The sequence below is a fragment of the Streptomyces sp. NPDC047002 genome (assembly GCF_040704505.1).
Taxonomy (GTDB): domain Bacteria; phylum Actinomycetota; class Actinomycetes; order Streptomycetales; family Streptomycetaceae; genus Streptomyces.
Map to the genome: position 1 here is coordinate 158,249 of NZ_JBEYWC010000014.1, position 10,773 is coordinate 169,021.

Sequence of the window (10,773 nt, forward strand, 5' to 3'; positions counted from 1 at the left end):
ACCTCGAAGAAGAGGCACTACGTCGGTGAGGGATGACGTGAGCGAGAAACGCGACAACGACGCGGTAGTACTTCGGTACGGCGATGGCGAGTACACCTACCCGGTGATCGACAGCACCGTCGGTGACAAGGGCTTCGACATCGGCAAGCTCCGCAATCAGACCGGTCTGGTGACCCTGGACAGCGGTTACGGCAACACGGCCGCCTACCAGTCCGCGATCACCTACCTGGACGGCGAGCAGGGCATCCTGCGGTACCGCGGCTACCCCATCGAGCAGCTGGCCGAGCGGTCCAGCTTCGTCGAGGTGGCGTACCTGCTGATCCACGGTGAGCTGCCCACCGTCGACCAGCTCGCCGCGTTCAAGAGCGAGATCACCCGGCACACGCTGCTCCACGAGGACGTCAAGCGGTTCTACGACGGCTTCCCCAAGGACGCCCACCCGATGGCGATGCTGTCCTCCGTGGTCAGCGCGCTGTCGACGTTCTACCAGGACAGCCACAACCCGTTCGACGAGCGCCAGCGCGACCTCTCGACGATCCGGCTGCTCGCCAAGCTGCCGACGATCGCCGCGTACGCGTACAAGAAGTCCGTCGGGCACCCCTTCGTCTACCCGCGCAACGACCTCGGGTACGTCGAGAACTTCCTGCGGATGACCTTCTCCGTCCCGGCCCAGGAGTACGACCTCGACCCGGTCGTCGTCTCCGCCCTGGACAAGCTGTTCATCCTGCACGCGGACCACGAGCAGAACTGTTCCACGTCCACCGTGCGCCTCGTGGGCTCCTCGCAGGCGAACATGTTCGCCTCGATCTCCGCCGGCATCAACGCCCTCTGGGGCCCCCTGCACGGCGGCGCCAACCAGTCCGTGCTGGAGATGCTGGAAGGCATCCAGGCCAGCGGCAGCGACGTCGACACCTTCATCCGCAAGGTGAAGAACAAGGAGGACGGCGTCAAGCTGATGGGCTTCGGCCACCGCGTCTACAAGAACTTCGACCCCCGGGCGAAGATCATCAAGGCGGCGGCGCACGACGTCCTCTCGGCCCTCGGCAAGTCGGACGAGCTGCTCGACATCGCGCTCAAGCTGGAGGAGCACGCCCTCGCGGACGACTACTTCGTCGAGCGCAAGCTCTACCCGAACGTCGACTTCTACACCGGCCTGATCTACCGGGCCATGGGCTTCCCGACCGAGATGTTCACGGTCCTGTTCGCCATCGGCAGGCTGCCCGGCTGGATCGCCCAGTGGACCGAGATGATCAAGGAGCCCGGCTCCCGCATCGGCCGTCCGCGGCAGATCTACACGGGCGCGGTCGAGCGCGACTTCGTGCCGGTCGAGGCCCGCTGAGCGGACCCGCTGAGCCGGACCCGCCGAGCGCGGGTCGGGAGACGCGAAAAGCGCCCCGCCACCGATCCCCCCACGGGTCGGTAGGCGGGGCGCTTTCCATATCCCCGGAGCGGATTCCCCCCACGGGATCCGGGCCGGGCGTATGCCGTAACCAGGTGCGGCTACGTGTGCGGTTCGACCGGGGTACGTACGGGAGGGCCGCTCAAGCTCCCCGGTGCACGTCCCCGGTCTAGCGCCTTGCCCGAGATGTCCCCCAAGACATCTCGTGAACGTCCCCCAAGACGTTCAATGGCATCGTCCTCTATGACACACGAGCTGCTCGAATGGTTACCCATAAATCTATGTGATCTAGGTCTCGCTGTGAAGGACTCGTGCCCCATGTGAAGGACAGGCAACGGTAAAGACCTGGTCATGTCTCCAGGTGGCGGCCGCCGCCGGCGGGCGCGGGGCCGGTCAGGGGCGGGCCGCGAGCTCGTACCCGGCCTCGTCGACCGCGGCGCGTACGGCGCCCTCGTCGAGCGGGCTCGCCGACGTCACCGTCACCTTGCCGGTGTCCGCGGCGGCCTCGACGGACAGGACGCCCTCGATCCCGGAGATCTCCTCGGCGACCGCGCCCTCGCAGTGGCCGCAGCTCATGCCCGTGACCTGGTAGACGGTGATGACGTTGCTCATGGCGTCCTCCCGGACGAACGTGGTGGCAGGGTGTCCCCACTGTACCCCTAGGGGGTATAGGGCCGACTGCCCGGCCGATCGGGGGGGGGCGTGCGGCCGGCCCGGCGCGGTCAGCCCCGCCGTCCCCGGTTGCCCGGGCGGTTCGCCACCCAGGCGCGGATCGTGTCCGCGAACCAGTACGGCTTGCCGTTCTCCACGTGGTCGGGCGACGGAAGGAGGCCGTGCTTGCGGTACGAGCGGACGGTGTCCGGCTGCACGCGGATGTGCGCGGCGATCTCCTTGTAGGACCAGAGTCCGGTGTCGGTCATGGTGAGGCGCCTCCCTGCGCGCACCGCGGCGGCGGTCCTGACGGCCGCCGGGGGGTCCGCGGTGCGATCGGCTCGTGGATCACCGAGCCTGTGCCCATTCAGCTGCGCAGAGTGACGGGGTGTCGATGCCTGTCACGCGCCTGTGGCCCGAAACCCGTGTAACGGAGATATCCGTGACCAATGATCAACTTTTGTGACAGAAACGGTTCTCTGGGGTGGAAGTCCGCGAACGTCAACTCTTGTGGCGAAAGGGAAACCCTTGTAGTGAAGCGCGGGGACGCGCGCTGACGGCGGCGGGCGCGGGGGCCCGCCGCCCGTCGCCGGAGGGAAACGGAGCCGGAGGCCCGTGCGGTCAGACCCCGCAGCCGCGCAGGAAGCGCCGGGTCCTGCGGGCGACCGGCAGCGGCCGGTCAGGCTCGCACGGGTACATGTCCTGCTCCACGATCGCGAACAGGTCGACGCCGAGCCGCCCCGCCGCCGCGAGCACCGGCTCCAGCGCGGGCACCCCGCCCGGCGGCTCGCACATCACGCCCCGCGCCACGGCGGGCCCGAACGGCAGCCCCTCCGCCGCCACCTGCGCGAGCACCCGGGTGTCCACCTGCTTCAGATGCAGATAGCCGAGCCGCTCGCCGTACGCCTCGATCAGCTCGACGCTGTCGCCGCCGCAGTACGCGTAGTGCCCGGTGTCCAGGCAGAGCGACACCGCGTCGGAGTCCGTGGCGTCGAGGAAGCGCGCCACGTGCTCTGGGGTGTCCACATGGGTGTCGGCGTGCGGGTGGAAGACGGTGCGCAGCCCGTACCGCTCCCGCACCTCGCGGCCGAGGCGCTCGGTCAGGGACGTGAGGTCCCGCCACTGCGCGGCCGTCAGCGTCCGGTCCTCGACGACCTCGCCCGTCTTGTCGTCCCGCCAGAACGCGGGGATGACGACGAGGTGCTCGGCGCCAGCGGCCCGCGCGAGGGCGGCGACCGACGCCACGTGCTCCCAGGTGGCGTCCCAGACGCCGGGGCCGTGGTGCAGCCCGGTGAAGACCGTGCCCGCCGAGACCCGCAGGCCCCGGCCGGCCGTCTCGTCGAGCAGCCGCGCGGGCTCGCTCGGCAGATAGCCGTAGGGGCCCAGCTCGATCCACTCGTACCCCGCCTCCGCGACCTCGTCGAGGAAGCGCCGCCACGGCACCTGGCGCGGGTCGTCGGGGAACCAGACGCCCCACGAGTCGGGGGCCGAGCCCACTCGGATGCGCGACGACGACGGCGGCTGCGGCGGCGGTGACGAGGGCGCTGATGAGGCCATGGCGGTCAGCTTCCCGGCCGCCGCGAAGCAGTGTCAAGACAACGTCCGAATGTCCGGACATAGCGTTGACAGGGCTTCGCGCGGCGCAGTAGACAGGTCCCGGTCTCCGCGAGGAGAGCCCGCGAGGCAGGTCCGAGAGAGGCGGAGGGGCGGCACCCATGGACCCCGGACCGTACGACGTGATCACGATGGGCCGGATCGGCGTGGACCTGTACCCGCTGCGGACCGGCGTGCCCCTCCAGGACGTGGACAGCTTCGGCAGGTTCCTCGGCGGCTCGGCCGCCAACGTCGCCGTCGCCTGCGCCAGGCTCGGGCTGCGCACGGCCGTCGTGACCCGCACGGGCGCCGACCCGTTCGGCGCCTACCTCCACCGGCAGCTGCGGGAGTTCGGCGTCGACGACCGCTGGGTCGACCCGGTGGCCGCGTACCCGACGCCGATCACCTTCTGCGAGGTCTTCCCGCCCGACGACTTCCCGCTCCACTTCTACCGCCGCCCCAAGGCACCCGACCTGGAGATCCACCCGCACGAGCTCGACCTCGGCGCCGTCGGAGCGGCCCGCGTCTTCTGGATGACCGGCACCGGGCTGTGCGCAGAGCCGAGCCGCACCGCCACGCTCGCGGCGCTCGACCACCGCGCCCGGCGCGGCATCACGGTCTTCGACCTCGACTGGCGGCCGATGTTCTGGGACGAGGACCCGCGCGAGGTGTACGCGGCGGCCCTCGCGCGGGCCACGGTCGCCGTGGGCAACCTCGACGAGTGCGAGGCGGCGGTCGGCGAGCGCGAGCCGCACGCGGCGGCCCGCGCCCTGCTCGCCGCGGGACCCGAGCTCGCCGTCGTCAAACAGGGCCCGGCCGGTGTGCTCGCCGTCCACCGCGACGGTACGTACGCGCAGGTGCCGCCGGTCCCCGTCGCGGTCGTCAACGGCCTCGGCGCGGGCGACGCGTTCGGCGGTGCGCTGTGCCGCTGCCTCGTCGAGGGCCGGCCGCTGGAGCACACCATGCGGTACGCCAACGCGGCGGGCGCGATCGTCGCCTCCCGGCTCGCCTGCTCCTCCGCGATGCCGTACGCGGAGGAGGTCGACCAGGTCGTGGCCGGCGGCCCGGTGCCGCCCGAGCGCGAGGCGCCGCCCGTCGAGGCGGCAGGGACCGCGGCGCCGCACGGCCCGGGGAGCGGACGGTGAGCGCCCGGGAGTACGCCGCACGCGGGCCGGGGGCTCGGGAGCCCGCCGCCGCCCGCACCAGGCCTCCCGCCGTGCCGAGGACCGCGCAGGGCCTGATCGACGTCGGGGCGCTCGCCCGGCTGCGCGCCGCGCGGCCGGGGGCCGTCGCCGAGGCGGCGGCGCTGCGGTCGCGCAGGCCGCTGCTCGGCCCGACCGGACGGCTGATGATCATCGCGGCCGACCACCCGGCCCGCGGCGCGCTCGGCGTCGGCGGCGACCCGCTCGCCATGGCCGACCGCGCCGACCTGCTCGACCGGCTCTGCCTCGCGCTGTCGAGGCCGGGCGTGGACGGCGTGCTCGGCACCGCGGACGTCCTTGAGGACCTGCTGCTCCTCGGCGCCCTCGAAGACCGGGTCGTGGTCGGCTCCATGAACAGGGGCGGCCTCGCGGGCGCCGCCTTCGAGCTGGACGACCGCTTCACCGGGTACCGCGCGCAGGACGTGGTGGCCGCCGGGTTCGACGCGGGCAAGCTGCTGCTGCGCGTCGACTACGACGACCCGGGCAGCGGCTCGGTCGCCACGCTGCTGTCCGCGGCGCGCGCCGTGGACGCGATGGCCGCCCGCGGCCTGCCCGTCTTCGTGGAGCCCTTCCTGTGCCGCAGGGGCCCCGACGGGCAGCTGCGCAGCGACCTGAGCGCCGCCGCCGTCACCCGCTCCATCGCCGTGGCCTCCGGGCTCGCGGGGACCTCCGCCTACACCTGGCTCAAGGTGCCGGTCACCGAAGAACCCGCGGACATGGCCCGCGTCATGGCGGCGTCCACGCTGCCCGCCGTCCTGCTCGGCGGTGAGATCGGGGACGACCAGGAGGGTACGTACGAGAAGTGGCGCAGCGCGCTGCGGCTGCCGACCGTGCAGGGGCTTGTCGCCGGCAGGTCGCTGCTGTACCCGGCGGACGGTGACGTGGTGAAGGCGGTCGACACGGCCGTGGGGCTGCTCTGAACGCCGGGCGGGCCCCGGCGGCGCACGGGCCCGCACGGCGGAGGCGGCCGGGCGGGGGAAGGAGTGAACGCATGACGGCACCGACAGGGCACCCGGGCGGCACGGACCGCCACGTGCGCGCGGGCGAGGCAGCCGCGGGCCCCTACGCGCTCGACATCGGGCCGGGGCGCGCCGGGTGGACGTACTGCTCGCTGCGCGTGCTCGACCTGCCGCCCGGCGGCAGCCACACCTTCGCCACCGGCGGCAGCGAGTGGATCGTGCTGCCGCTCACCGGCGGCTGTACGGTGCGCACGGAGGGTGAGACCTTCGCACTGCGCGGCCGCGACAGCGTCTTCCGCGGGGTCAGCGACTTCGCGTACCTCCCGCGCGACGGCAGCGCCCAGATCGCCTCCGGTGCGGGGGGCCGGTTCGCCTTGGCAGGGGCGAAGTGCGAGCGACGACTCCCCGCTCGCTACGGCCCCGCGCCGGAGGTCCCCGTGGAGCTGCGCGGCGCGGGCAGCTGCTCGCGCCAGGTCAACAACTTCGCCGCCGCCGATGTCTTCGCGTGCGACCGGCTGATCGCGGTGGAGGTGCTGACGCCCGGCGGCAACTGGTCGTCCTACCCGCCGCACAAGCACGACGAGCACCGTCCGGGCGCCGAGTCCGTGCTGGAGGAGATCTACTACTTCGAGATCGACGGCCGCGAGGGCGCGGCGGGCGGCGGGGACCCCGGCCCGGGGGGCGCCGCCGACGACGGCGTCGGATACCACCGCGTCTCGCCCTCGCGTGAGGGCGGCACCGACCTGCTCGTCGAGGTGCGCGGCGGCGACACGGTCCTCATCCCCGACGGCTGGCACGGCCCGTCGATCGCGGCGCCAGGCCGCGCGATGTACTACCTCAACGTCATGGCGGGCTCGGGCGAGCGGGCATGGCTCATCAGCGACCACCCCGGGCACGGCTGGATCAGGGACACCTGGCCGGGCCAGGCCGTCGACCCGCGGCTCCCGCTGTACACGGCGGACGCGCCCGCGCCGCCGCCCGGCACCGCGCCCGCGGGCGGCGCGGGACCCGCCGACACCGCGCCCGCCGCCGACCGCGGTGCCGTCCGAGGGGACTTCCGATGAGCTCCACGCCGACTTCCGCCACCCGCAGGCTGACCACCGCGCAGGCGCTGGTCGCCTTCCTCGCGCGGCAGTACACCGTGCGGGACGGCGAGCGCCACCGGCTCATCGACGCCGTGTGGGGCATCTTCGGCCACGGCAACGTCGCGGGCCTCGGGCAGGCGCTGGTCGAGGCGGACGGCGCCCTGCGGTACGTGCAGGGCCGCAGCGAACAGGCCATGGTGCACGCCGCCGTGGGCTACGCCCGGCAGTGCGACCGGCTCTCCGCGCAGGCCGTGACGACGTCCATCGGGCCCGGCGCGACCAACCTCGTCACCGGCGCCGCGCTCGCCACCGTCAACCGGCTGCCCGTGCTGCTGCTGCCGGGCGACACCTTCGCCACCCGCCCCGCCGACCCGGTGCTCCAGCAGCTGGAGGCGCGCACCGCGGGCGACGTGTCCGTCAACGACGCCCTGCGGCCCGTCTCCGCCTACTTCGACCGGATCACCAGGCCGGAGGCGCTGGTGCCCGCGGCGCTCGCCGCGATGCGGGTCCTCACCGACCCGGCGGAGACCGGCGCCGTCACCCTCGCGCTGCCGCAGGACGTCCAGGCGGAGGCGTACGACTGGCCCGAGGAGTTCTTCGGCGAGCGCGTGTGGCGCATCCGCCGCCAGGCGCCCGACCCGGCCGAACTCGCCGACGCCGTACGGCTCGTGAGAGAAGCCGAGCGCCCGCTTCTGGTGGCGGGCGGCGGGGTGCACCACAGCCGCGCCGAGGAGGCGCTCGACGCGTTCGCAGGGGCGAGCGGCATCCCCGTCGCGTCGACCCAGGCGGGCAAGGGCTCCCTGCCGTACGACCACCCCTGCGACGTGGGGGCCGTCGGGCACACCGGCACGGCGCCCGCGAACGCCCTCGCACGCGAGGCCGATCTGGTCATCGGCGTCGGCACCCGCTGGTCGGACTTCTCCACCGCGTCCTCGACCCTCTTCGCCCGCCCCGGCGTCCGCTTCCTCAACCTCAACGTCACCGGCTTCGACGCGCACAAGCTCGCCGCGCACCCGCTGGTCGCCGACGCGCGCACCGCCCTCGAAGCCCTCGCCGACGCGCTCGCCGGCCACCGCGTCGAGGCGGCGTACGCGGCGGACTACCGCGCGGCCAAGGAGCGCTGGGAGGAGCGGGTCACCGCCGCGTTCGCCGCGCCCGACGACACGGCGCGCCCCACGCAGGGGCAGGTCGTCGGCGCCCTCGACGCGCTGGTGACCGCGGACGACATCGTCATCAACGCGGCCGGCTCGCTCCCCGGCGACCTGCACAAGCTGTGGCGGGCCAGGTCGCGCGACCAGTACCACGTGGAGTACGGCTACTCCTGCATGGGCTACGAGATCCCGGCCGCCATCGGCGTGCTGACGGCCGCGCCCGGCCGCCCGGTCTGGGCGCTCGTCGGCGACGGCACGTATCTGATGAACCCCACCGAGATCGTCACCGCTGTGCAGGAGCGGCTGCCGTTCAAGCTGGTCATCCTGCAGAACCACGGCTACGCCTCCATCGGCGGCCTCTCCGCGTCGGTCGGCGCGGAGGGCTACGGCACCGCGTACCGCTTCCGCGACGCGGCAGGCGCGTACACCGGAGAGCCGCTTCCTGTCGACCTCGCGGCCAACGCCGCGGCCCTCGGCATGCGGGTGCTGCGCGCGAAGACCGTCGGCGACCTGCGGGAGGCGCTGGCCGCCGCGCGCGCCGCCGACGCCCCCACATGTGTCTACGTGGAGACCGAAACGCCCGACACAGTGTCCGCGGTGCCGCCGGCCCAGGCGTGGTGGGATGTGCCCGTGGCCGAGACGGCGTCCCGCCGGGCCGCGCTCCTGGCCCGCGAGGCGTACGACAGGGAGCGCGCCGCGCGCCGCCGCCACCTGTGAGGGGCGCGGGCGCCGCGGGCCACCGGACGCGACCAGAACTGCGAAGGAGATCCCGCCGATGAAGACCGTGAACCACTGGATCGGCGGCGCGTCCGCCGAGGGCGCGTCCGGCCGGTACGGCGACGTCACAGAACCGGCGACCGGCGAGGTCACCACCCGGGTCGCGTTCGCCTCGGCCGACGAGGTGGACGCCGCGGTCGCCGCCGCGCGCGCCGCCTACGCCACGTGGGGCACGTCCTCGCTCGCGCAGCGCACCGCGGTCCTCTTCCGCTACCGCGCCCTGCTCGACGCGCACCGCGACGAGATCGCCGCGCTGATCACCGCGGAGCACGGCAAGGTCCACTCCGACGCGCTCGGCGAGGTCGCGCGCGGCCTGGAGATCGTGGAGCTCGCGTGCGGCATCACCACGGCGCTCAAGGGCGAGCTGTCGACGCAGGTCGCGAGCCGGGTGGACGTGGCGTCGATCCGGCAGCCGCTCGGGGTGGTCGCGGGCATCACGCCGTTCAACTTCCCCGCGATGGTGCCGATGTGGATGTTCCCCGTGGCGATCGCGTGCGGCAACACCTTCGTGCTGAAGCCCAGCGAGAAGGACCCCTCGGCCTCCGTGCTGCTGGCGCGGCTCGCGCAGGAGGCGGGCCTGCCCGACGGCGTGCTGAACGTCCTGCACGGCGACCGGGAGGCGGTCGAGGGGCTGCTCGACCACCCCGGCGTGGCGGCCGTGTCCTTCGTCGGGTCCACCCCCATCGCCCGCCACATCCACGCCAGGGCGACGGCGGCGGGCAAGCGGGTGCAGGCGCTGGGCGGCGCCAAGAACCACATGCTGGTCCTGCCCGACGCGGACCTCGACGCGGCGGCGGACGCCGCGGTGTCGGCCGCCTACGGCTCCGCGGGGGAGCGCTGCATGGCCATCTCCGCCGTGGTGGCGGTCGGTTCCGCGGGCGACCCGCTCGTCGAGCGGATCGTGGAGCGCGCCCGGAAGATCACCATCGGGCCGGGCGGCGACCCCGCGTCCGAGATGGGCCCGTTGATCACCGCCGCCCACCGCGACAAGGTCGCGGGCTATGTGCGGGGCGCGGCGGCCCAGGGCGCCGAAGTGGTGCTCGACGGCACGGACTTCACCGTCGAGGGCTACGAGAACGGCCACTGGATCGGCCTGTCCCTGCTGGACCGCGTCCCCACCGGCTCCGACGCGTACCGCGACGAGATCTTCGGCCCGGTGCTGTGCGTGCTGCGCGCGGAGACCTACGAGGAGGCCGTCGAGCTGATCAACGCCTCGCCGTACGGCAACGGCACGGCGATCTTCACCCGTGACGGGGGCGCCGCCCGGCGCTTCCAACTGGAGGTGGAGGCCGGCATGGTCGGCGTCAACGTGCCGATCCCGGTGCCGGTCGGCTACCACTCCTTCGGCGGCTGGAAGGACTCCCTCTTCGGCGACCACCACGTCTACGGCAACGACGGCGTGCACTTCTACACCCGCGGCAAGGTCGTCACCACCCGCTGGCCCGACCCGGCCGACGCACCGTCAGGAGTCGACCTGGGCTTCCCGAGCGAACGCCACTGACGCGGCGGCCTCCTCCGCGCGTACGACAGCGACCGCGGCCCCTCCCCGGGAGGCCGCGGTCGCGTGCGTCCGTACGCCCTCCCGCCGGCGCGCGGAACGGCCGTGGGACGCGACCGCGGCGGGCGCACTCCCCGTGGTCCCCGCCGCGCCGTGAAGGGCGGAGAACCCGCGGGCCGAGGAGTCCGACACGGGACATGGGTGGCAAAAGCCGTACCACCCATCTTCTGCCGAGCAGTGGCAGCATCGAGGTGTGCCCTGCTCCACGCCTTTCCCGGCGGACCGGCACGTCATGTCGCCGTCCTTGTGCCTCCGACTCGAAAGGGCTCACTGTCATGCCGAAGACCTGGTTCGTCACCGGGGCGGGGCGGGGCGCGGCCTCGGCCTGCAGGTCGCCCGGGCCGCGCTCGCCGCGGGCGACCGTGTCGTCGCTGCCGCGCGGCGGCCGGAACAGGCGG

General features: G+C 73.5%; 9 protein-coding genes and 1 pseudogene. 7 read left to right on the forward strand and 3 right to left on the reverse strand.

Going from position 1 to position 10,773, the window contains the following annotated elements:
* Window positions 1–25 precede the first annotated feature (25 nt).
* Entirely contained in the window at window positions 26–1,339 is a 1,314-nt protein-coding gene (locus AB0910_RS16145; protein WP_366745217.1) for a citrate synthase, read from the forward strand.
* A 453-nt stretch (window positions 1,340–1,792) separates the two neighbouring features.
* Here the strand turns inward: AB0910_RS16145 and AB0910_RS16150 are convergent, their stop codons facing one another.
* From AB0910_RS16150 to AB0910_RS16160, 3 genes are all read right to left on the reverse strand, one after another.
* Window positions 1,793–2,011, reverse strand: a complete 219-nt coding sequence (locus AB0910_RS16150; RefSeq protein WP_366745218.1) for a heavy-metal-associated domain-containing protein — start codon at window positions 2,009–2,011, stop codon at window positions 1,793–1,795.
* A 110-nt stretch (window positions 2,012–2,121) separates the two neighbouring features.
* Window positions 2,122–2,319: a MerR family transcriptional regulator gene (locus tag AB0910_RS16155; RefSeq protein WP_345644049.1), complete on the reverse strand. Its 198-nt coding sequence runs from the start codon at window positions 2,317–2,319 to the stop codon at window positions 2,122–2,124.
* 352 nt (window positions 2,320–2,671) lie between these two features.
* Window positions 2,672–3,607: a sugar phosphate isomerase/epimerase gene (locus AB0910_RS16160; RefSeq protein ID WP_366745219.1), complete on the reverse strand. Its 936-nt coding sequence runs from the start codon at window positions 3,605–3,607 to the stop codon at window positions 2,672–2,674.
* Window positions 3,608–3,765: 158 nt separating this feature from the next.
* On the opposite strand from AB0910_RS16160, the gene iolC reads away from it, so the two are divergent.
* The 6 genes and pseudogenes from iolC to AB0910_RS16190 all read left to right on the forward strand — a co-directional run.
* The gene (gene iolC / locus AB0910_RS16165) at window positions 3,766–4,788 is read left to right on the forward strand and encodes a 5-dehydro-2-deoxygluconokinase (RefSeq protein WP_366745220.1); all 1,023 of its coding nucleotides are present in this window, start codon (window positions 3,766–3,768) and stop codon (window positions 4,786–4,788) included.
* A gap of 95 nt (window positions 4,789–4,883) precedes the next feature.
* Window positions 4,884–5,765 carry a deoxyribose-phosphate aldolase gene (locus tag AB0910_RS16170; protein ID WP_366745236.1) on the forward strand — a complete coding sequence of 294 codons (882 nt, stop codon included), beginning with the start codon at window positions 4,884–4,886 and terminating at the stop codon, window positions 5,763–5,765.
* Between the two features lie 71 nt (window positions 5,766–5,836).
* Window positions 5,837–6,868, forward strand: coding sequence for a 5-deoxy-glucuronate isomerase (gene iolB, locus AB0910_RS16175; protein WP_366745221.1), 1,032 nt, complete (start codon window positions 5,837–5,839; stop codon window positions 6,866–6,868).
* Window positions 6,865–8,757, forward strand: coding sequence for a 3D-(3,5/4)-trihydroxycyclohexane-1,2-dione acylhydrolase (decyclizing) (gene iolD / locus AB0910_RS16180; RefSeq protein WP_366745222.1), 1,893 nt, complete (start codon window positions 6,865–6,867; stop codon window positions 8,755–8,757). Before iolB ends, iolD begins: the two co-directional genes overlap by 4 nt.
* A 58-nt stretch (window positions 8,758–8,815) precedes the next feature.
* Window positions 8,816–10,318, forward strand: a complete 1,503-nt coding sequence (locus AB0910_RS16185) for a CoA-acylating methylmalonate-semialdehyde dehydrogenase (protein ID WP_366745223.1) — start codon at window positions 8,816–8,818, stop codon at window positions 10,316–10,318.
* Between the two features lie 332 nt (window positions 10,319–10,650).
* Window positions 10,651–10,773: pseudogene (locus AB0910_RS16190) on the forward strand (short-chain dehydrogenase/reductase); the annotation flags it as partial.